The sequence below is a fragment of the Micromonospora sp. NBC_01740 genome (assembly GCF_035920365.1).
In the GTDB taxonomy this organism is placed as follows: Bacteria; Actinomycetota; Actinomycetes; order Mycobacteriales; family Micromonosporaceae; genus Micromonospora; species Micromonospora reichwaldensis.
In genome coordinates, this window is sequence record NZ_CP109150.1 from 3,269,321 (window position 1) to 3,288,825 (window position 19,505).

At 73.6% G+C, this 19,505-nt stretch carries 19 protein-coding genes; 8 read left to right on the forward strand and 11 right to left on the reverse strand.

Translation table 11 applies throughout. The annotated features are described in order from the left end of the window. The 4 genes from OG989_RS15325 to OG989_RS15340 form a co-directional block, all read right to left on the reverse strand. Complete coding sequence (locus OG989_RS15325) at nt 1-987, reverse strand: TrmB family transcriptional regulator (protein ID WP_327030876.1); 987 nt, start codon at nt 985-987, stop codon at nt 1-3. A gap of 137 nt (nt 988-1,124) precedes the next feature. Further along, complete coding sequence (locus OG989_RS15330; RefSeq protein ID WP_327030877.1) at nt 1,125-4,823, reverse strand: S8 family serine peptidase; 3,699 nt, start codon at nt 4,821-4,823, stop codon at nt 1,125-1,127. A gap of 111 nt (nt 4,824-4,934) precedes the next feature. Then, nucleotides 4,935-5,357, reverse strand: coding sequence for a D-aminoacyl-tRNA deacylase (gene dtd, locus OG989_RS15335; protein ID WP_151452438.1), 423 nt, complete (start codon nt 5,355-5,357; stop codon nt 4,935-4,937). Then, nucleotides 5,357-6,841 carry a DUF7782 domain-containing protein gene (locus OG989_RS15340; protein ID WP_327030878.1) on the reverse strand — a complete coding sequence of 495 codons (1,485 nt, stop codon included), beginning with the start codon at nt 6,839-6,841 and terminating at the stop codon, nt 5,357-5,359. The genes dtd and OG989_RS15340 overlap by 1 nt, the downstream gene beginning before the upstream one ends. Before the next feature lie 178 nt (nt 6,842-7,019). Here OG989_RS15340 and OG989_RS15345 point away from each other — a divergent pair, with 178 nt between their 5' ends. Both OG989_RS15345 and OG989_RS15350 read left to right on the forward strand, forming a co-directional pair. Next, nucleotides 7,020-7,601 (forward strand): HhH-GPD-type base excision DNA repair protein, encoded by a 582-nt coding sequence (locus OG989_RS15345; RefSeq protein WP_327030879.1) that lies wholly within the window; start codon nt 7,020-7,022, stop codon nt 7,599-7,601. Between the two features lie 56 nt (nt 7,602-7,657). Next, nucleotides 7,658-8,896 (forward strand): low temperature requirement protein A, encoded by a 1,239-nt coding sequence (locus OG989_RS15350; RefSeq protein WP_151452440.1) that lies wholly within the window; start codon nt 7,658-7,660, stop codon nt 8,894-8,896. A gap of 9 nt (nt 8,897-8,905) precedes the next feature. Here the strand turns inward: OG989_RS15350 and OG989_RS15355 are convergent, their stop codons facing one another. Both OG989_RS15355 and OG989_RS15360 read right to left on the reverse strand, forming a co-directional pair. Further along, the gene (locus OG989_RS15355; RefSeq protein ID WP_132233013.1) at nt 8,906-9,217 is read right to left on the reverse strand and encodes a hypothetical protein; all 312 of its coding nucleotides are present in this window, start codon (nt 9,215-9,217) and stop codon (nt 8,906-8,908) included. 13 nt (nt 9,218-9,230) lie between these two features. Beyond that, complete coding sequence (locus tag OG989_RS15360) at nt 9,231-9,518, reverse strand: hypothetical protein (RefSeq protein ID WP_225851882.1); 288 nt, start codon at nt 9,516-9,518, stop codon at nt 9,231-9,233. Between the two features lie 106 nt (nt 9,519-9,624). Between OG989_RS15360 and OG989_RS15365 the strand changes: the two genes are divergently transcribed. Beyond that, nucleotides 9,625-9,981, forward strand: a complete 357-nt coding sequence (locus tag OG989_RS15365; RefSeq protein ID WP_151452442.1) for a DUF3099 domain-containing protein — start codon at nt 9,625-9,627, stop codon at nt 9,979-9,981. Between the two features lie 25 nt (nt 9,982-10,006). Here OG989_RS15365 and OG989_RS15370 read toward each other — a convergent pair whose 3' ends face one another. Both OG989_RS15370 and OG989_RS15375 read right to left on the reverse strand, forming a co-directional pair. Then, nucleotides 10,007-10,903: a carbohydrate kinase family protein gene (locus OG989_RS15370; RefSeq protein ID WP_151452443.1), complete on the reverse strand. Its 897-nt coding sequence runs from the start codon at nt 10,901-10,903 to the stop codon at nt 10,007-10,009. After that, nucleotides 10,900-11,829 (reverse strand): pseudouridine-5'-phosphate glycosidase, encoded by a 930-nt coding sequence (locus OG989_RS15375; RefSeq protein ID WP_327030880.1) that lies wholly within the window; start codon nt 11,827-11,829, stop codon nt 10,900-10,902. Before OG989_RS15375 ends, OG989_RS15370 begins: the two co-directional genes overlap by 4 nt. Nucleotides 11,830-11,916: 87 nt before the next feature. Here OG989_RS15375 and OG989_RS15380 point away from each other — a divergent pair, with 87 nt between their 5' ends. From OG989_RS15380 to OG989_RS15390, 3 genes are all read left to right on the forward strand, one after another. Beyond that, nucleotides 11,917-12,135, forward strand: coding sequence for a DUF3039 domain-containing protein (locus OG989_RS15380; protein WP_089001394.1), 219 nt, complete (start codon nt 11,917-11,919; stop codon nt 12,133-12,135). Nucleotides 12,136-12,175: 40 nt separating this feature from the next. Further along, nucleotides 12,176-12,826, forward strand: coding sequence for a trimeric intracellular cation channel family protein (locus OG989_RS15385; RefSeq protein WP_327030881.1), 651 nt, complete (start codon nt 12,176-12,178; stop codon nt 12,824-12,826). A gap of 195 nt (nt 12,827-13,021) precedes the next feature. Next, nucleotides 13,022-14,752, forward strand: coding sequence for a DEAD/DEAH box helicase (locus tag OG989_RS15390; protein WP_327030882.1), 1,731 nt, complete (start codon nt 13,022-13,024; stop codon nt 14,750-14,752). A 140-nt stretch (nt 14,753-14,892) separates the two neighbouring features. On the opposite strand, the gene OG989_RS15395 is transcribed toward OG989_RS15390, so the two are convergent. Next, a complete protein-coding gene (locus OG989_RS15395) occupies nt 14,893-15,126 on the reverse strand; it encodes a DUF7455 domain-containing protein (protein ID WP_074474066.1) in 234 nt (77 codons plus the stop codon). Nucleotides 15,127-15,370: 244 nt separating this feature from the next. Continuing rightward, nucleotides 15,371-16,981 carry an RNA polymerase sigma factor gene (locus OG989_RS15400; RefSeq protein ID WP_151452447.1) on the reverse strand — a complete coding sequence of 537 codons (1,611 nt, stop codon included), beginning with the start codon at nt 16,979-16,981 and terminating at the stop codon, nt 15,371-15,373. A 288-nt stretch (nt 16,982-17,269) separates the two neighbouring features. On the opposite strand from OG989_RS15400, the gene OG989_RS15405 reads away from it, so the two are divergent. Continuing rightward, nucleotides 17,270-18,085: an inositol monophosphatase family protein gene (locus OG989_RS15405; protein WP_151452448.1), complete on the forward strand. Its 816-nt coding sequence runs from the start codon at nt 17,270-17,272 to the stop codon at nt 18,083-18,085. Between the two features lie 45 nt (nt 18,086-18,130). On the opposite strand, the gene OG989_RS15410 is transcribed toward OG989_RS15405, so the two are convergent. Then, entirely contained in the window at nt 18,131-18,646 is a 516-nt protein-coding gene (locus OG989_RS15410) for a LytR C-terminal domain-containing protein (protein WP_192581217.1), read from the reverse strand. Between the two features lie 435 nt (nt 18,647-19,081). Here OG989_RS15410 and OG989_RS15415 point away from each other — a divergent pair, with 435 nt between their 5' ends. After that, nucleotides 19,082-19,378 (forward strand): DUF4193 domain-containing protein, encoded by a 297-nt coding sequence (locus tag OG989_RS15415; protein ID WP_013284790.1) that lies wholly within the window; start codon nt 19,082-19,084, stop codon nt 19,376-19,378. Nucleotides 19,379-19,505 lie beyond the last annotated feature (127 nt).

The following is a 19,505-nucleotide window of genomic DNA, read 5'->3' on the forward strand; positions in this document are numbered from 1 at the left end:
TCAGGCCCAGCCGTGCCGCGCGGCGTGCCAGCCGAGCTGCATCCGGGTCTGCACCCCCGCGAGGTCCATGAGGTGGCGCAGGCGCCGCTGGAGGGTCCGCAACGACAGGTCGAGCTGGGCGGCGACGACCGGGTCGGTGAGCCCGGCCAGCAGCAGCGCCATGATCTTCCGGTCGAGTTCGGTGGGACCGTCGGCGGCCTGGCTGTCGGCGTCGTCGCCGGCGGGGGCGGTCAGCGCCGAGGAGTCGAGCGGGTGGGCGTGCCGCCAGACGATCTCGAACAGCGCGTCCATCGCCGCCAGCAGCCCGGTGCGGTGTAGCAGCACCGCGCCGGGCTCGCCGCCGGGCGTGGCGGTCAACGGCACCAGGGCCAGTTCCGCGTCGGCCAGGACCAGCTTGATCGGCAGGTGGTCGACCACCCGCACCTCGACGCCGTCGCGCAGCGACTCCAGCGTCTCGGTGACCACCCCCGGTTCGGCCAGTGTCGGCCGGTCGATCACGACGCGGAAGCGCACCCCCTGGCCGACCGCCGTCGACTCCACCGCGTTGGCGCCCGGCGGTACGGCGATGAACGGGGTGGTGACGAAGCTGCGCACCTGCGTGCGGGCGGCGTGCTGCACCTGCGCGAACCGGTGCCGGACGGCGTCGACGCCGCTGACCACCTCGATCAGCTCGTCGATGGTGCGCCCCGCGATCGACGAGCGGTACTCCTCGGCGAGCCTGACCAGCGCGAGTTCCGCGTTGTGCAGGGCGCCCCGTTGCTCGCTGATCAGCGCCCCGAGCGCGACGGCGGGCGGCGCCACCGAGAACTGCCCGTCCGGGCCGCGCTTCACCAGGCCGTACGCGGTCAGTTGCGAGAGCACCGCCTCGACCGCCGCGGCGGGCCTCCGCAGGGCGTCGCCCAACTCGGCCGGGCCGGACTGGCCCCGCCGGACCAGCAGGCCGTAGACCGCCTCGTCCTCGGGGCTCAGCCCCAACGCGCCCAGCATCGGTGGCTGCCTCCCTCTGCCCGCTGCGGCAGGCAGAGTATGGGACACCGGCACCGGTCCTGACCAGCCCGGGAAGGCCGACGGGTCGTCGGGAAGGGCCCCGGAACGCTGCGTGTCCCGGGGCCCCGCCAACCAGCTCACCGCAGGCCGTACGCCCGGATGAGTTCCTGCCGGATGCCGAAGCCGGCGTCCGTCTTGGCGCCGGCCCGCACCGACACGAAGCCACCCGGCTGCCTCGGCAGGGCGAGCGAGCCGGTCCAGCGGTCACCCGCGCCCTTGCTCAGGGTGACCTTCCGCCAGGTGGCGCCGTCGTCGTACGAGACGTCCAGCGTGACCGACGTGACCGTGCCGGTGCCGGTGCCGCCCGGCTGCGGCCCGGCCTTGACGCTGATCCGCTGGGTGGTGCCCGCCTTCACGTCGCCGCGCAGGTCGGTCTCCAGCGCGTAGTCGAGCTGGAGCAGCGCGAACGGGACGAAGTTGTCGGCGGTGTTCGAGCCGGAGACGAAGTCCCACTCGGTGTGCGTGCGGGTGGACAGCCGCCACCGGTCGGCCGGCCGCGAGGCGTCCAGCACCAGGCGGTACGGCAGCGTGCCGGCGGGCACCGGCGTCCACTGCAGGTCCGAGCTCCAGGTGTTCTCGTCCACCAGCTTGTCGCCCTGGTAGAGCTTGAGGTGGGTCGGCACCGAGCCCCACTCCAGGTTGCCGCCGTGCTCCAACACGTCGTCCGACGGGCTCCAGGCCTGCACGTTCAGGGTCATGTAGTCCCCGTAGCGGCTGTTGCGCACCCCGAACGCCCGGCTGAAGGCCGGTCGGACGGCCGGCGCGAACCAGTCCAGCCTGGTCGTGCTGCCCTTGGCGTACGTGTTGAGGTAGGCCGTGTCGGTCCAGCCGCCCTGGTCGTGCACCTCGTGCCAGACCACGTCGGGCGTGACCCACTCGGTGCGGGTGCCCGGGTGCGACTCGCTCTCCGGGAAGCCGAACGAGGGGCTGAAGACCATGTCGTAGCGGTAGCCGGAGCCGGGGGAGTCGACGGCCGCGTGGTAGCGGGCGTCAATCCGGCCCAGGTCCCGCTGCCGGGGGTGGTAGGCGAGCGACCGGTCCGGCACCTGTCCGGGCCAGACCCGGGCCAGGTCGTAGACGTAGCCGGCGTACGGGACCCGGGTGACGGTCAGCTTGCGCGGCCCGCCCCGGGTCGCGGCGATCAGCTGCTTGCCGGCGTCGCGGTGCACGGTGGCGACGGGGATGGCGGACTCGCCGACCCACTCGTTGAGGATGCCGGCGCCGTCGTTGACGACCAGCAGCAGCTTCGCCCCGGCGGCCGCCGCGGCGGCGGCCCGGGCGGTCGGGTCGACCGCGTCGCTGCGGGTCACCACCACGGCCCGGCCCTTGACGTCGAGACCGGCGTACGCCTCCGGAGCGCCGGTGCCCGCGTAGACGGGTCGCAGCGTCTCGGTGCCGGCGGTGATGGTGCTGCCCGGCTGGACCGTGGCGTCGACCGGGGACCGGCCGGGGATGCGCAGGCTCAGCATCGGCTCGCCCTTGCGCCACCGCGCCGCCATGGTGAACGACACCGTGCTGACCCGCTCGGTCGGCAGGACGTACAGGTCGTCGTAGCGGATCGGCAGCTGGTACGCCGCGCGGAAGTCGCTGCCGTCGGCGTACCCGACGGTGTAGTCCAGCTTGCGCTGCCGGTCCTCGGTCCGCTCCGGTGCGGCGGTGTCGAGCAGCCGTGCCCGGCGCGCGTCCAGCACCACCTCGGCGCCGCGGTCGAGCACTGTCTCCGGGTCCACCAGCAGGGCGAAGCCGAGCCGGTCGGACCGCTCGCCGGGAACGTCCAGCACGGCCTCCACCGTGTAGGTCCCCTTCGGCAGGCGCAGCGTCCGCTCGCCGGCGACCGGGTACTGCCCGGGGTTGGGCTCGCCGGCCCGGTTCACCACGACCGTCGCGCTGGCCGGCTTGCCGTCGCGGCCGACCAGCTTGACCTTCAGGTCGTACCGCTCGTTCTCCTTGAGCAGCCCCAGCGCGGTACGGGTGACCGCCGTGCCGGTGGCGGCGTCGGTGCCGACCAGGTAGCCGGTCAGCTCGCCGTGGGCGTCGCCGCGCGGGTCGCCGGTGACCGCGACGTCGGCGCTGCCGCCCGCCGGCACGGTCACCGTGGAGGCGCCCAGCGTGAACGGGCCGCCGCCGGTCAGGGCGAGGTCGAGGGTCACGGCGGCGGTGCCGGAGTTGGTGAAGGTGACCGACCGGGTGACCGGGGCGTCGGTCGGCTCGTGCGGCCAGTCGAAGGTGCCGAAGAACGCCGAGCCGGTGGCGCGTACGGTGCCGCGCACCGCCGCCGCCACGTCCAGCCGGCCGGTGCCGACCTGGTACGGCCGGTAGTCGTCGGACAACCCCTTGGCGCTGCTCATCAGCGCGTCCTTGAGCTGCTGCCCGGTCCAGTCGGGGTGCCGCTGGGCGAGGATCGCGGCGGCCCCGGCGACGTGCGGCGTGGCCATCGAGGTGCCGTCCATGCCCTGGTACGCGCCCTCACCGGCGGCCTGCTGCGAGCGGGCCGCGACGATCCCGACGCCGGGTGCGGCGAGGTCCGGCTTGAGCGCGCCGGTGCGGGCCAGCGGGCCGGTGCTGGAGAAGCCCGCCAGCGCGTCCTGCTTGTCGACCGCGCCGACCGTCAGCGCGCTCGGCGCGGTGCCGGGCGACCCGATGGTCTGCGGGCCGGAGTTGCCGGAGGCGACGACGAAGAGCGTGCCGTGCCGCGCGGAGAGCGTCTCCACGGCGGCGGTCATCGGGTCGGTGCCGTCGGTCAGCGAGCCGTCGCCGAGGCTCATGTTGACCACGTCGGCCCCGGACTCGGCCGCCCACTGCATGCCGGCGATGATCCAGGAGTCCAGGCCGTACCCGCCGTTGTCGAGCACCTTGCCGACGATCAGGTCCGCGCCCGGGGCGACGCCCCGGTTGCCGCCGCCGGAGGCCGCGCCGGTGCCGGCGATCGTCGAGGCGACGTGGGTGCCGTGCCCGTTGACGTCGGAGGTGTCCTCGCCCGGCACGAAGCTGACCTTGTCGTCGACCTGGTCGACCAGGTCGGGGTGGCTGGGGTCGACCCCGGTGTCGAGCACCGCGACCCGTACCCCGCTGCCGTCGTACCCGGCGGCCCACGCGGCGGGCGCGCCGACCTGGGGCACGCTCTCCTTCAGCGCCGCCGTCACCCGGCCGTCGAGCCAGAGCTTCGTGACCCCGCCGCTGAGGGCCCGGGCCGGTGCCGTCGCCGTGGCGGGCGCGAGGGTGGACCAGAGGGTGCGGGCCTGCTTCTTCTCGGTGGACAGCGCCGCGCCCTGGATGCTGGGCAGGTCGCGGACCAGCTTCGCGCCGCGCGGTGGCGCCGGCTTCGCCGTGCGGGCCTTCGCCGGGGTGTACGCCGCGATCAGCGGCAGCGTGGGGGTCTTCGCGTCGTCGTACCCCATCTCGATGAGGTCCGTGACGTTGAACAGCCGCCGGTCGAGCTTGTCGCTGTCCAGCAGCGGCAGGGCCTCGTCGGGCAGGACGTACAGGTCGTCGCCGCTTTGGCGGAAGCGCACGCCGCCGGTGGCGTCATCGGGCCGGTCGACCTCGGCGGTGGCCTTGCCGTCGGCGGAGGTGGTCACCGTGACCACGTCGCCGGTGATCAGGGTGACCGTGTGGGTGTCCCGGGTGGCGGCGGGGGCGGCCGGCGACGGGCCGGCCGCCGTCGCCGGGGCCTGGATCGCGGCGAGGCCGGCCGCGACCATTCCGGTCGCCGCCGCGGCGGCGGTGAGCCGCCGTCTCGTGCGACCCCAGGTGAAGGGCTGTGAGGGGGATGACATGCGATGGTTCTACCGTCGTCGGCCGACCCCCGTGAACAGTTGGCGGCGGCGGTGTTGCGCCACGACGGGACTCCGCCACCGGGATCCGGCGCCGGCCGCCGGCCCGGCCGGTCAGATGTCGAGCAGCACCGTGCGGGGGCCGACGTTGACGCTCTCGACCAGCATGTGGGCGCGGAAGCGGCCGGTCTCCACCTTGGCGCCCCGGGTGCGCAGCGCCGTCACGACCTCCGTCACCAGGGGCTCCGCGACCTCGGCCGGTGCCGCCGCGGTCCAGCTCGGACGGCGACCCTTGCGGGCGTCGCCGTAGAGGGTGAACTGGCTGACCACCAGGACCGGCGCGCCGGTGTCCGCAGCGGACCGTTCCTCGTCGAGGATTCGCAGCTCGTACACCTTGCGGGCCATGGTCCGGGCGGTCTCGACGGTGTCGGTGTGGGTCACCCCGAGCAGCACCAGCAGCCCGTCGTCGATCGCGCCGACCACCTCGCCGTCGACCGTCACGGCGGCCCGGCCGACGGTCTGCACCACGGCCCGCATCAGTCGGTGACCGGCTCGATGAAGCCGCGCTCGACGAGGTGCGCGACGATCGGCCCGGCCGCCTCGGCCAGCTCCCCGGGGGTGACGTCGTGTGCGGCGGCGAGCAGGGCGAGCTGGTCGCGCAACGCCAGCCGCCCGTCGGCCCCGCCGACCAGGGCCAGGACGAGCGGGTCGATCTCCTCGGTCCAGCGCAGGCCGTGCGGCATGGCCAGCACCTGCCGGTCCACCGCCCAGCCCTCGTCGCCCATGGTGGCCTCCTGCCGCAGCTGGAGGCCCTCGGCGGCCCGGAAGCGGGCGGCGAGCAGCCCGTCGGTGTCGCGGGCGCGCAGCCAGTCCTGGCGGTCGAACCACGTGTCGACCCGGTCGCCGAGCGGCGCCTCCACCCGCTGGCGCAGGTCCTCCACCCGCACGATCGGGTCGTCGTGGCCCGAGCGGCGCAGCGAGACGATGCCGAAGCCGACCGCCTCCACCTTGTGCGCGTCGAACCAGTCCAGCCAGTCCGCCATCCGGCGCGGGTCGGCCGCCTCGCCGACATCGGTGAGCCACAGGTTGACGTACGCCATCGGGTCGGCCACCTCACGCTGGATGACCCAGGCGTCCAGCCCCGTGCCGGCGAACCAGCCGGTCACCCGCTCGCCCCAGTCCTCCCCGGCGACGTGCACCCAGTTGGCCAGGTACTGCATGGTGCCGCCCTCGGTGAGCAGGCCCGGCGCGGCGGCGGCCAGTTCCGCGCCGATCGCGTCGCCGACCCGCCCCGAGTCGCGGTAGACGTGCGTGGTGGTGCCGGGGCCCACCACGAACGGCGGGTTGCTCACCACCAGGTCGAAGCGCCGCCCGGCGACGGGGGCGACCATGTCACCGCGGAGGAGTTCCCAGTCCTGGCCGTTGAGCGCGGCGGTGGTGGCGGCGAAGCGCAGCGCCCGCGCCGACAGGTCGGTGGCGGTGACCCGCCGCGCGTGGCTGGCCAGGTGCAGGGCCTGCACGCCGGACCCGGTGCCCAGGTCCAGCGCGGCCTCGACGGGCCGGCGGACGGTCGCGCCGATCAGCGTCTGCGTCGCCCCGCCGATGCCGAGCACGTGCTCGGCGTGCAGCGGGCGGCCGGGCCGGGCACTGGCGGGCACGTCGGCGAGCACCCACCACTCGTCCCCGTACGGCTCCAGGTCCACGCCCATCCGCAACCCGTCGCCGTGCCGCTCGACCAGGCCCCCGGCGAGCGCCTCGGCCAGCGACAGCGGCGCCAGCGCGGCGGCCACGGCGGCCTCCGGCTCGGTCTGCTCGCAGACGAACACCCGGATCAGGGTGCCGAGCGGGTCGCGGTCCTCGGTGGCGCGCAGCGCGGCCCGGAAGTCGTTGCGGGCCACCCCGCCGGTGGCCTGCGGGCCGAGCCGGGTGGCGATGCCGTTCGAGGTGAACCCGGCCCGCGTCAACGCGGTCCGTAGCGCCTCGACGCCGGCGGGGGAGAGCAACATGTCGTGTCCGTCCACGTCGCCATCCTGCCTGGTGCCCGGCAGCGGGGTCCGGCCACCCGGCGGATCAGAGCCGGGCCCCGGCCGCACGCAGCCGGGTCACCTGCGCTCCGGTGCTGGCCCGCAGGCCGACACGTGCCCTGCCAACTGCGGCCTACGCACCTCCGCCGGTCGCCGGTCAGGGCAGGATGGCGCCATGACGCTCGCACTGCCCATCGACCCCGAGGCCAACGAACTCGTCAACCGGGATCCGCTGGCCCTGTTGCTGGGGATGGTCCTCGACCAGCAGGTGCCGATGGAGAAGGCGTTCTCCTCGCCGTACGTGCTGGCGCAGCGCCTCGGGCGCGACCTGGACGCCCGGGAGTTGGCCGACCACGACCCGGAGGCGCTGGTCGCCCTGTTCGCCCGGCCACCGGCGCTGCACCGGTTCCCGAAGGCGATGGCGGCCCGGGTGCAGGAGGTGTGCCGGGCCCTCGTCGACCGGTACGACGGCGACGCCGCCGGGCTCTGGTCGGACGTGGGCGACGGCCGGGAGCTGCTGCGCCGGGTCGGTGAGCTGCCCGGCTTCGGCAGGCAGAAGGCGCAGATCTTCGTCGCGCTGCTCGGCAAGCGGTTCGGGGTCACGCCGAAGGACTGGCGGGAGGCGGCCGGCGACTACGGCGACCCGGACGCCCACCGGTCGGTGGCCGACGTCACCGACGCGGACTCGCTGCGCCGGGTGCGCGAGTACAAGCAGCAGATGAAGGCGGCGGCGAAGGCGAAGTCCACCGGGGGCTGACGCAACCGCGCCGTCGTGGCGGTCGTTGTAGCCAGGATGGCGACGACGGGCAGCCGATGACGGACGAACGCGGCGGGCGGTTGCTGCGGCCGGAGGACAGCTCGCCCCGGGCCACCTTCCTGGAGCTCTTCTTCGACCTGGTCTTCGTCTTCGCGCTGACCCGGGTCTCGCTGCGCCTGGTCGAGGGCACCGGAGGCTCCGGCGGGATGCTGCTGGCCGAGATCGGGCGCACGGGCGTGCTCTTCCTGGCCCTGTGGCTGCTCTGGTCGATCACCACCTGGGTCACCAGCCGGTACGAGCCGGAGCAGCCGGTGATCCAGTTCGTCGTGGTCGGGACGATGTTCGGCGCCATGGTGATGGCCGTGGCGTTGCCCCGGGCGTTCGAGGACCGGGCTGCCTCGTTCGTGTTGGCGTACCTGGCGGTGATGCTCGTCCGGCCTCTGATCATCGCCACGGCCCTGCGCCGCCATCCGCGCCGCACGGTCCCGCTGCGGCTCTTCGCCTGGGCCGCCGCGGGGGCCGTGCCGTGGCTGACCGGGGCGGTCGGGCCGGAGGAGCTGCGCCTGCCGCTCTGGGCGCTCGCCGTGGTCGTCGACTTCGCCGGCCTGCTGCTCGGCTGGCCGCTGCCCCGGCTGGGCCCGGCGCGCACCGCCGGCTGGCTGATCGCCGGTGAGCACCTGGCCGACCGGTACCAGCAGATCTTCCTCATCTCGCTGGGGGAGACCATCCTGGTCATCGGGCTGACGTACAGCGGCACGGAGTTCAGCGCCGACCGGGCCGGCGCCTTCGCGACCGCCTTCGCCACCACGGCGCTGCTCTGGCGGATCTACTTCCACCGGGCGGGGCACCTGCTCGCCGAGGCGCTGCGGGTGGCCCGGTCGCCCGGGCGGCTGGGCACCTCCGCCAGCAGCACCCATCTGGTCATCGTGGTCGGCGTGCTGAGCACCGCCGTCGGTTACGAACTGGTGATCGTGCACCCGCACGGCCGGACCGACCCGACCTGGCTGGTCTTCGTCGTCGGCGGCCCGGCGATCTTCCTGGCGGCCCGGGCCCGCTTCGAGTACGAGATATTCGGCCGGGTGTCCCGGTCCCGGGTGGCGGGCCTGCTGGTGTTGCTCCTGCTGGGCCCGGCGCTCACCCTGGTGTCACCGATGGTGGCCCTGGCGCTGGTCGCCGTGGTGTTGGCGGGGGTGGCGTCCGCCGACGCGCGGCGCAGCAGGGGCCGCCCGCCCGAGCCGGCCGCGTCGCCGCTCGGGCACGGCGGGACCGGTGGCGGCGAGTTTCCCGCGCCGTGACGGGGTGGGTCAGGCGGCGGTCGGCCGGGAGAGGGCGGCCAGCGCCCGCCGGACGTCGGCGAGGGAGACCGTGGCCGAGTCGTCCAGGTCGGCCAGGCCGGCCTCGATCCACTGCCGCATGAGCGTGGTGACCCCGATGCCGCGCGCGTCGGCGGCGGCGCGGACCTGCTCGTACGTCTCCAGCGGCAGGCGCACCGAGCGGCTGACCATGGGGGTGTCGGTGTCGGGGGTGGGAAGCTCCACCTGCTGGCTCCCGTCGATCAGCTCCGCGAGCCGGTCACCGCCGCTGTGGAACTGCTTGGTCGCGTCGTTACGGTTCATCGTCACCGCCTCCTCATCGGCGAGATCTCCGCACGGCCTCGTCGTAGCGTTTCGCCTCGACGTCGCTCAGCTCGCGGGCGGAGAGGATGTCCCAGTCGTTGTCGGTGCCGTCGGCCTCGGCGAGCAGCACGGCCAGCCGGCGCCCCCGGCGGGCGGCGGCGTAGACGACCATCACGTCGTCGCCGAGGTGTCGGATCACCCGGCGGGTGCTGTGCAGCGCCTCCCAGACTTCCCCGGGCGTGACGTCGTAGACCCTCAGGTTGGCCAACGCCTCGTCGGTGAAGCTGAACCTGCTGCCCACGGCGCGAGCGTACCACGCAGGTAACACGGGGCCGGGTCGAGCGATTTTCGCTGATCACGCGCCGCAGGTGACAGGATGGGGCGTAACCCCCTCGAGGAGGTCCGTGGTGAAGCGTCAGGCGTACCAGCCGATCCTGATCACCGACGCCTCGCGCAGCCAGGACGACCAGCTCACCAGCCGTCAGAAGCGTTACGTGCTGATGATGGGCATCCGGGTGGCCTGCGTGATCGTCGGTGCCGTCCTGGTCGGCGTGCAGGCCCCACTGCTCTGGCTCTGGCTGCCGATGGTGGCCCTGGGCATGGTGCTCATTCCGTGGCTGGCCGTGCTGCTGGCCAACGACCGCCCGCCCAAGGAGGAGCACCGGCTGGCCAACCGCTTCCAGCCGCGGCACCGGGACGAGACCCCGCCGATGAGCCTCACCGCCGAGGAACGTCCGCACAAGATCATCGACGTCGAGCCCTGATCCACCCCACCCGCCGGCCCACAGGTCAGGGGGAGGGGCGGGCGCCGATCTGGGAGACCGCGAGGGCGCCGAGATCGCCGGCGCGGCCCAGCGCCACCGCCGGCTGCGCGCCGTCGAGCCAGGCGGCCAGCAGCCCGGCCGCGAACGCATCCCCGGCCCCCGTGACGTCGACCACCGACACCCGGCGGGCCGGCGCCACCGCCACCGAGGCGTCCCGGTCCACCCAGACCGCCCCGGCCTCGCCCTGCTTGACGACGATCCGCCGGGCGGAGGCCGACAGCGCCCGCCCCTGCGCCGCCGGGTCCAGCCCGCCGGCCAGCACCGTCGCCTCGTCGGCGTTGACCAGGAGCAGGTCGACCCCGCGTACCCAGGACAGGAAGGCCGCCGCGCCGACCCGCCGCAGCGGGGCCGCGGAGGCCGCGTCGACACTGGTGGTTAGCCCGCGCTCGCGGGCGGCGGCCAACGCCCGCAGCCCCGCCGGTCGGGACTCGGCGTCCAGCAGGGTGTACCCGGACAGGTGCAGGTGCCGCGCGTCCGGCGTCGCCGTCAGGGCCGCGTCGACGTCCCCCGGGTTCAGCCGCAGGTTCGCGCCCCGCTCGGTGATCATCGACCGCTCCTCGGCAGTCGCCAGCACGATGACCGTCCCGGTGGCGCGGTCCGGGCACACCCGCGTCGCGCAGTCGACCCCCGCCCGCTCCAGCTCGGCCACCCGGTCCCGCCCGGCGTCGTCGTCGCCGACGGCGCCGACCAGCGTGACAGGTACGCCCTGCGCGGCGAGCCAGGCCGCGGTGTTGGCGGCCTGCCCGCCGCCGCTGAACCGGATCGCCGCCGGCGTGTCCGACCCGGTGGCCACCGGCCCCGCCAGCACCGCCACCACGTCGGTGATCAGGTCACCGACGACGAGGACGCGGCCTGCGGTCATGCCCCGGCGCGGCGGGCGGCCGCGGCGACGGCGATCCGGGCCGCGAGGTCGGCGTTGCGCAGGATGATCCGGACGTTCACCGCCAGGCTCGCCCCCTCGGTCGCCGAGTGGAAGTGCGCGAGCAGGTAGGGCGTCACGGCCTTGCCGGTCACCCCGTCGCGCTCCAGCAGGGCCAGCCCGTCGGCGAGGGTCCGGTCGTGCAGCTCCGGGTCGAGCTGCTCGTCGGTCGGCAGCGGGTTGGCCACGATCAGGCCGCCGTGGTGTGCGCCCTGCTGCTCGCGAGCCACCAGCACGTCCGCGACCTGCTCCGGGGAGTCCAGCGACCAGTCCAGGTCGAAGCCGCCGTCGGTGATGAAGAAACCGGGGAAGCGCCGGGTCCGGTAGCCGACCACGCCGACGCCGAGGGTCTCCAGCCGCTCCAGGGTCGCGCCCACGTCGAGGATCGACTTGACCCCGGCGCAGACCACCGCGATCGGCGTACGGGCCAGGGTGACCAGGTCGGCGGACTCGTCGAAGGTCTGCGCCGCCTCCCGGTGCACCCCGCCGAGGCCGCCGGTGGCGAACACGCCGATCCCGGCGGCGTCGGCCACCGCGCTGGTCGCGGCCACGGTCGTGGCGCCGTCCGCGCCGGTCGCGGCGGCGACGGCGAGATCGCGTACGGAGAGCTTGGCGACCCCGTCGACGGTGGCGAGCCGGGTCAGCTCCGCGTCGTCCAGGCCCACCACCAGCCGCCCGCCGACCATGCCGATGGTCGCCGGGACCGCGCCCGCGTCCCGGACGGCCTGCTCGATCTCGCGGGCCACCCGCAGGTTGTCCGGCCGGGGCAGGCCGTGCGAGACGATGGTGCTCTCCAGGGCGACGACGGGACGCCCGTCGCGCAGGGCGTCGGCAACCTCGCTGCCGTAGCGGATGTGAAAGTCGGTCACGTCACCACCGTACGGCCCCCGTCCGGGCGACCTGAAGTGGACCGGAGCGGGGGTGACCTGCCAGACTTGACGGTCGGAGGTGCAGAAGTGAGCACAGAGGTTCTCGAGCGTCCGGAGCTGAAGGACGCCGACACCGGTCCCGAGATGTTCCACTACGTGCGCAAGGAGAAGATCGCCGAGAGCGCCGTCATGGGCACTTTCGTCGTCGCGCTGTGCGGGGAGACCTTCCCGGTCACCAAGGCCGCCAAGCCCGGCTCGCCGGTCTGCCCGAAGTGCAAGGAGATCTACGACTCCTGGGGCGAGTGAGCGTGGGCGACCCTCCCGGTCGCGCACGTAACCTTCGCCGGTGACCACCTCCACCGCCCTGCTCCTCGCCGACCTCACCGGGGTGGCGGTCTTCGCCGCCTCCGGGGCCTCCGCGGCGGTGGCCAAACGGCTCGACCTCTTCGGCGTCGTCTTCGTCGGCTTCGTGGCCGCGCTCGGTGGCGGGATCTTCCGGGACCTGGCGATCGACGAGGCGCCGCCGCTGGCCTTCGGCGACTGGCGGTACGCCGCCACGGCCGCCGTGACCGCCGCGGCCGTCTTCTGGCTGCATCCCCAGTTCGCCCGGCTGCGCACCACCGTGCTGGTGCTGGACGCGGCCGGGCTGGCGCTGTTCACGGTCACCGGCACGGTCAAGGCCCTCGACGCCCAGGTGCCGGCGGTGGGGGCCTGCGTGATCGGCATGCTCACCGCGATCGGCGGCGGTCTCGGGCGGGACCTGCTCACCGCCGAGATCCCGGTGGTGCTGCGGCGGGAGATCTACGCCGTCGCCGCGCTCGCCGGCTCGATCCTCGTGGTGCTGCTGGACGCCCTCGGGCACGCCAACGCCGGCTGGCTCATGGCCGCGGCGGTCTTCGTCTTCCTGCTGCGCCTGGTGTCGCTGCGCCGCCGGTGGTCCGCGCCGGTGCCGACCACGCGGCCGTCCAGGACGGGCATGCGCGGCCGGCGGGAGTGACCCAGGGCGGCGCTCGTAACCGGGCGGGGGCGGTGGGACCGGCGTGGCCCGTATGTCGCGTGGGCCCGGCGGGGCGGCGCTGGTTATGCTGGGTCGGCCTTCGCGGCACCCACTGCGCGGAGGCGTTTTCATGGGCGGCGGTACCCGTGGCCCTCGCCCGGGGTCCGCCGTCAGGCGGTCGGAGAGGAGCTTCCCGTGGCGGCCCGGTTGCCGGCGATCGAGACGTTTCCGGCACTGCGCGCATGGCAGCGCAAGGCACTCGTGGAGTACCTGCGTCGGCGGGACCCCGACTTCACGGCGGTCGCCACCCCCGGCGCCGGAAAGACCACCTTCGCCCTGCGGATCGCCGCCGAGCTGCTCGCCGACGGCACCGTCGAGGCGGTGACCGTGGTGGCGCCGACCGAGCACCTGAAGACCCAGTGGGCGCAGGCGGCGGCCCGGGTCGGCATCCAGCTCGACGCCGCCTTCCGCAACGCCGACCTGCACTCCTCCGCCGACTTCCACGGCGCGGTCGTGACGTACGCGCAGGTGGGCATGGCGCCGCACGTGCACAAGCGGCGCACCCTCACCCGGCGCACCCTGGTCGTCCTCGACGAGATCCACCACGCCGGGGACAGCCGCTCCTGGGGCGACGGGGTGAAGGCGGCCTTCGAGGGCGCCGAGCGCCGGTTGATGCTCACCGGGACCCCGTTCCGCTCCGACGACAACCCGATCCCGTTCGTCGAGTACGAGCGGGGCGGCGACGGCCTGCTGCGATCCCGCGCCGACTCGGTCTACGGCTACGCCGACGCGCTGCGCGACGGCGTCGTGCGGCCGGTGCTCTTCCTGGCGTACTCGGGGGAGACGCGGTGGCGCACCAACGCCGGGGAGGAGCTGGCGGCGCGGCTCGGCGAGCCGATGACCCAGGACCTCGTGGCGCAGGCGTGGCGGACCGCGCTGGACCCGGCCGGCGACTGGATGCCGCAGGTGCTGCGAGCCGCCGACGCCCGGCTGACCGTGCTGCGCAACGCGGGGATGCCCGACGCCGGCGGGCTGATCATCGCCAGCGACCAGCAGACCGCCCGCTCGTACGCGAAACTCATCGCGCAGGTGACCGGCGAGCGCGCGGCGGTGGTGCTCTCCGACGACGTGGGCGCCTCGGCGCGGATCGCGACGTTCGCGGCGTCCGAGCAGCGCTGGCTGGTGGCGGTCCGGATGGTCTCCGAGGGCGTCGACATCCCCCGGCTGGCGGTCGGCGTGTACGCGACCAGCGCCAGCACCCCGCTCTACTTCGCGCAGGCGATCGGCCGGTTCGTCCGCGCCCGCCGCCCCGGTGAGACCGCCTCGGTCTTCCTGCCCAGCGTGCCGCACCTGCTCGGGCTGGCCAGCGAGATGGAGGTCGAGCGGGACCACGTGCTCGGCAAGCCCAAGGAGCGCGAGGGCTTCGACGACGACCTGCTGGAGCGCGCCCAGCGCGACGACCAGGCCAGCGGCGAGCTGGAGAAGCGCTTCGCCGCGCTCTCCGCCACGGCCGAGCTGGACCAGGTGATCTTCGACGGCGCCTCGTTCGGCACCGCCGCCCAGGCCGGCACCCCCGAGGAGGAGGAGTACCTGGGCCTGCCCGGGCTGCTCACCGCCGACCAGGTGGCCCTGCTGCTGACCAAGCGGCAGCAGGAACAGCTCGCGGCCCAGCGCCGTCGGGCCGCCAGGCCGGCTGAGGCGGCCGCTGCGGCGCCCACGGCGCCGCCGGCACCAATGAGTGCCGCCCAGCGTCGGGTCGCCCTACGCCGCCAACTGAACGGCCTCGTGGCCGCCCGGCACCACCGCACGGGGCAGCCGCACGGGAAGATCCATGCGGAGCTGCGCCGCCTCTGCGGCGGCCCGCCGAGCGCCCAGGCCACCATCGAGCAGCTCGAGGAACGCATCGCCACCGTCCAGACCCTCTGACGGCTGTCGACCGGCCCGCCACCGGTGCCCGGGATCGGTCGTGCCGGGCGGATCGGGCGTGCCGGGCGGGGGAGACGCAAAAGCCGGCCGGAGGCCCCCTCAGGGGGCCTCCGGCCGGCTATGTCGTGGGTTTGCGGATCTCAGTTCGCCATCAGATCGGCGCCACGCCAGCTGAACTCCGGGTCCGTCGCGAACCGCACGGTGATCTTCACGAGATCCTCCGCGTACTTGTTCGCGTGGTGCCCACAGAACACCAGCTCGCTCCCACCCGCCAGAGTGATCCGGAGCTTGCCGGCAGCATTGCAGCGGTCGCACCGTTCATCGGCGGCTGGGGGAGCCACCGTCTCGGGCGGCGGCGTGAGGGTCGGGGTCATCGCCTTCCTCCTCTGGTCGTCACCGATGAACACTCTCTTCGGTCTTTGCTCACCTATCGTGCAACACCCTGTCCCGGCGCTGCCTTCCCTGTGTGCCCGCGGGGGACCGAGGTCACACATGGCAGGGACAGTGTGCCGTGCACCAAGGGTGCCACGTCAACGATCACAATCGTGCAACCGAACGATCACCTTCCGACGTTGCACGCCAGGTGGTCAAAACGACACGTTCGGTTGACGATCGCGATCAGTCCAGGTAGTCCCGGAGCACCTGCGAACGCGACGGGTGACGCAACTTGGACATCGTCTTGGACTCGATCTGCCGGATGCGTTCCCGGGTCACCCCGTAGACCTGGCCGATCTCGTCCAGCGTGCGCGGCTGGCCGTCGGTCAGCCCGAAGCGCAGGCGTACCACCCCCGCCTCACGCTCGGACAACGTCTGCAGCACCTGCTGGAGCTGATCCTGCAGGAGCGAGAACGAGACCGCGTCGACCGCGACCACGGCCTCGGAGTCCTCGATGAAGTCACCGAGCTGGCTGTCGCCCTCGTCGCCGATGGTCTGGTCCAGCGAGATGGGCTCCCGGGCGTACTGCTGGATCTCCAGCACCTTCTCCGGTGTGATGTCCATCTCCTTGGCGAGCTCCTCCGGGGTGGGCTCGCGGCCCAGGTCCTGGAGCAGCTCGCGCTGGATGCGGCCGAGCTTGTTGATGACCTCGACCATGTGCACCGGGATGCGGATGGTGCGGGCCTGGTCGGCCATGGCCCGGGTGATCGCCTGCCGGATCCACCAGGTGGCGTACGTGGAGAACTTGTAGCCCTTGGTGTAGTCGAACTTCTCGACCGCGCGGATCAGGCCGAGGTTGCCCTCCTGGATCAGGTCGAGGAAGGCCATGCCGCGACCGGTGTAACGCTTGGCCAGCGAGACCACCAGCCGGAGGTTGGCCTCCAGCAGGTGGTTCTTGGCGCGCTCGCCGTCGCGCGAGATCCAGCCCAGGTCCCGCTGCATCTCGCGGGTGAGCTTCTCCTCGCCCTCGTCGGCAGCCCGCAGCCGCTCCGCGGCGTAGAGCCCGGCCTCGATCCGCTTGGCCAGCTCCACCTCCTGCTCGGCGTTGAGCAGCGGGACCTTGCCGATCTGCTTGAGGTAGGCCCGGACCGAGTCGGCGGAGGCGGTCAGCTCCGCGTCGCGACGCGCCTGCTTGAGCGCCTCGGACTCCTCGTCGTCCCACTCGAAGTCGTTGTCGCTGGCCGAGTTGGCGGCGTCGGTCTCGGCGGCGCGGGTCAGCTCCGCCGGCTCCTCGACGACCACGTCCTCGATCGCGGCGGCCAGCTCCTCCGGGTCGATGTCGCCCTCGGCGCCCTCGCCCTTGGCCTTGCCGCCGGCCTTGGCCGGCTTGGCGCCGGCCGCGGCGACCGTCGCCTTGGTGGCCCGGGTCGCCTTGGTCGCCTTCGCGGGCGCGGCGGCCTTGGCCGCCACCTCGGCGGTCGTGCCGGTGGCCTTGCGTGGGGCGGCCTTGCGCGGGGCGGGCGCCGGGGCCTCGTCCGCGGCGGGCGCCTGCTTCGGGGCGGGCGCGACGGCCTTCTTGGTGGTCTTGGCGGTGGTGGCCCGGGACGCGGGAGTGGCCGATCGGGCGGCGGCGACGCGGCGGCGGGTGCTCGCCGAGCCGTCGACCACCACGGTCACTCCCGCCTCGGAGAGCGCCCGCAGGATCTTCTTGGCCTGGGCCGGAGTCACCTCGGCGGACTCGACGGTGCGCGCGAGCTGAGCCGACGTGAGCTGGCCGCCCGCGCTCTGCGCGTGGGCGATCAGAGTGTCGGTGAGCGAGCGAACGTCGGCGCCGGTCTGGCGGGGTTCTGTCACGAATGACCTTCCGGAGGCGAAGAGCGAGCACGGCCGGGTCGTCCGACGCAGAGCGGGGCACCTTGCCGGGCGATGTGGTTGAGGGACCCCCGTGTCCCGGGCCGGCCGGTCGTTGGCGGTCCGTCGCAGCGTGGGCAGGGGTGAATTGTAACGCCGTCTGCGGCGATCATCCCGCGCCGCACGGCGGACCGGCGGCGGGGACCGCCGATTCGACGTAGATGTGGACTTTGTAAGGATGGTACAGCGCGTGACCCGGAACACCCCGGCCGTGCGGGAAGGGGACGAACGATGGATCGCTCGGCGCCGGCGGAACTGCTGGACATCGCGGTCGAGGTGGCCCGGGACGCGGCCGCCACCGCGTACCGGATGAGGGTCGAGGGCGTGTCGGTGGCGGCCACCAAGAGCACGGTCACCGACGTGGTGACCGCCGCCGACCGGGCGGTCGAGCGGCAGGTGATCGACGCGCTGCGCCGGCTGCGGCCGGGCGACGCCGTCCTCGGCGAGGAGTACGGGGCGGGGGAGACCGGCCCGGTCGCCCCCGGCGGCGTCCGCTGGATCGTGGACCCGATCGACGGCACGGTCAACTACCTCTACGGGATCCCGCACTGTGCGGTGTCGCTCGCCGCCGAGGTCGACGGCGAGGTGGTCGCCGGGGTGGTGCGCAACGTCAGCACCGGCGAGGAGTGGACGGCCACCGCCGGCGGGGGCGCCTGGCGCGACGGCGAGCGGCTGCGCTGCTCCACCGAGACCGATCTCGGCCAGGCGCTGGTCGCCACGGGATTCGGCTACGACCCGGGGCGCCGGGCGCACCAGGCTCGGGTGGTCGCCGAGCTGATCCCGCACATCCGGGACATCCGCCGGTTCGGCGCCGCGGCGCTGGATCTCTGCCTGGCGGCGGAGGGGCGGGTGGACGCCTACTACGAGAAGGGGCTCGCGGCCTGGGACCAGGCCGCCGGTGCCCTGGTGGCGACCGAGGCCGGGCTGCTGGTCGCCGGGCTGGGCGGGCTGCCGGCCGGCCCGGACCTGGTGATCGCCGCGCCGGCGGCGCTGTTCAAGCCGCTGCACGACCGCCTCGCGGACCTGGACGCCTCGGGCGGTCCCTGACCGGCCGGCGCCGTGCCCCCGGGGGGGACCGGGGGCACGGCGTGGTCAGTCGTCCTCGGACATCGGGCAGGACTCGGCCGGTGCGACCGGCGCGCCGAGGTCGCCCAGGGACTGGTTGACCTCGGTGGTGGTGGCGAGCTGCTGGAAGCCGCCGCCGAGCACCACGTCGACGACGTCGTCGGTGCGCTTGGCGTCGTAGTCCCACTCGGCGTTGTCGAGGAAGTACGCCCGCAGCAGGTGCGCCGAGCCGACGCCCTTCGGGCCGTAGCGCAGGACCGCGATGTCGTCGATGTGCTTCTTCTCGTTGCCGACCTTCTTGACCTGGAACTTACGGTTGCGGAAGTCGTCCGCGACGGTGCTGGCCCGACCCGCTTCGTCGGTCGCGTTGTAGACGTTGATCTTGACGTCCTTGGGTTCCCGCAGGGTCACGTCGGCCATCGGCCAGCCCTCGGGGCAGCCTCCGGCGAGGCCGGCGCTGCTCTGGGTGTCGCGGACCAGTGCGACGACCACGAAGACGAGGGCCAGCACCGCCAGCAGGCCGACGACAACGAGTGCTCGCACTCGTGCAAAGCTCATCAGGGTGCTCCCCGGACAGTGGGTGGGTGGTGGCGGCCGCCGGTGGTCGGGCCGCCCCGCCGGCCGTCGAGTACGCCGCTGAGGTTAACGGTTGTCCGGCCGTCGCGTGGAAACAGCCGGACATGCCGGCGCGCCATCCGGGAACCGGGTAGTACTACCCCTATCTTCGTGTCGCCTGAGTCACATTGGGAACAACTTCGCGTGCGGGGGCGTACATCTCAGCCACGAGGGCGGTATACATGCCTCGCCAAATGGGGGGGTATGGTTCCGCGCTCGTCGGGTGTTCCTTGGGGATGCCTCCGTCCGTGCTGTCTTCGGGTCGGGTGACCGACACAAGTGGTGGCCGGCCAGCGGAACCGAAACAGCGTCGTCCGGCGTTACAACCGGAAGCGACAACATCGATATGGGAGAGTGAAACCGATGGCCACCGACTACGACGCCCCGCGTCGCGACGAGGTCGACCTCGGCGAGGACAGCCTGGAAGAGCTCAAGGCCCGACGCGTCGACTCACAGTCGGGCGCCGTTGACGTCGACGAGGCCGAGGTGGCCGAGAGCTTCGAGCTGCCCGGCGCCGACCTGGCGGACGAGGAACTCACGGTCAAGGTGCTGCCGATGCAGCAGGACGAGTTCCGGTGCGCCCGCTGCTTCCTGGTGCACCACCGCAGCCAGTTGGCGGTCGAGCGCAACGGCGACCTGATCTGCCGCGAGTGCGTCTGACACCGTGCGTCCGCACCAGCGGCGGCTCCCTCGTCGGGGCCGCCGCTGCCCGAGCCGCCGTGCGGCATTCCCGGGGACCTGCTTGACTCGTTGACGGGTGACCGTCATGACGACGTCGGTCCATTCG

What these genes read in the sequence shown, in the direction of transcription:
- OG989_RS15325 (WP_327030876.1), bottom strand. Translation starts at nt 987, where the DNA reads ATGCTGGGCGCGTTGGGGCTGAGCCCCGAGGACGAGGCGGTCTACGGC.
- OG989_RS15330 (WP_327030877.1), bottom strand. Translation starts at nt 4,823, where the DNA reads ATGTCATCCCCCTCACAGCCCTTCACCTGGGGTCGCACGAGACGGCGG.
- dtd (WP_151452438.1), bottom strand. Translation starts at nt 5,357, where the DNA reads ATGCGGGCCGTGGTGCAGACCGTCGGCCGGGCCGCCGTGACGGTCGAC.
- OG989_RS15345 (WP_327030879.1), top strand. Translation starts at nt 7,020, where the DNA reads ATGACGCTCGCACTGCCCATCGACCCCGAGGCCAACGAACTCGTCAAC.
- OG989_RS15350 (WP_151452440.1), top strand. Translation starts at nt 7,658, where the DNA reads ATGACGGACGAACGCGGCGGGCGGTTGCTGCGGCCGGAGGACAGCTCG.
- OG989_RS15355 (WP_132233013.1), bottom strand. Translation starts at nt 9,217, where the DNA reads ATGAACCGTAACGACGCGACCAAGCAGTTCCACAGCGGCGGTGACCGG.
- OG989_RS15370 (WP_151452443.1), bottom strand. Translation starts at nt 10,903, where the DNA reads ATGACCGCAGGCCGCGTCCTCGTCGTCGGTGACCTGATCACCGACGTG.
- OG989_RS15395 (WP_074474066.1), bottom strand. Translation starts at nt 15,126, where the DNA reads ATGACCCCGACCCTCACGCCGCCGCCCGAGACGGTGGCTCCCCCAGCC.
- OG989_RS15405 (WP_151452448.1), top strand. Translation starts at nt 17,270, where the DNA reads ATGGATCGCTCGGCGCCGGCGGAACTGCTGGACATCGCGGTCGAGGTG.
- OG989_RS15415 (WP_013284790.1), top strand. Translation starts at nt 19,082, where the DNA reads ATGGCCACCGACTACGACGCCCCGCGTCGCGACGAGGTCGACCTCGGC.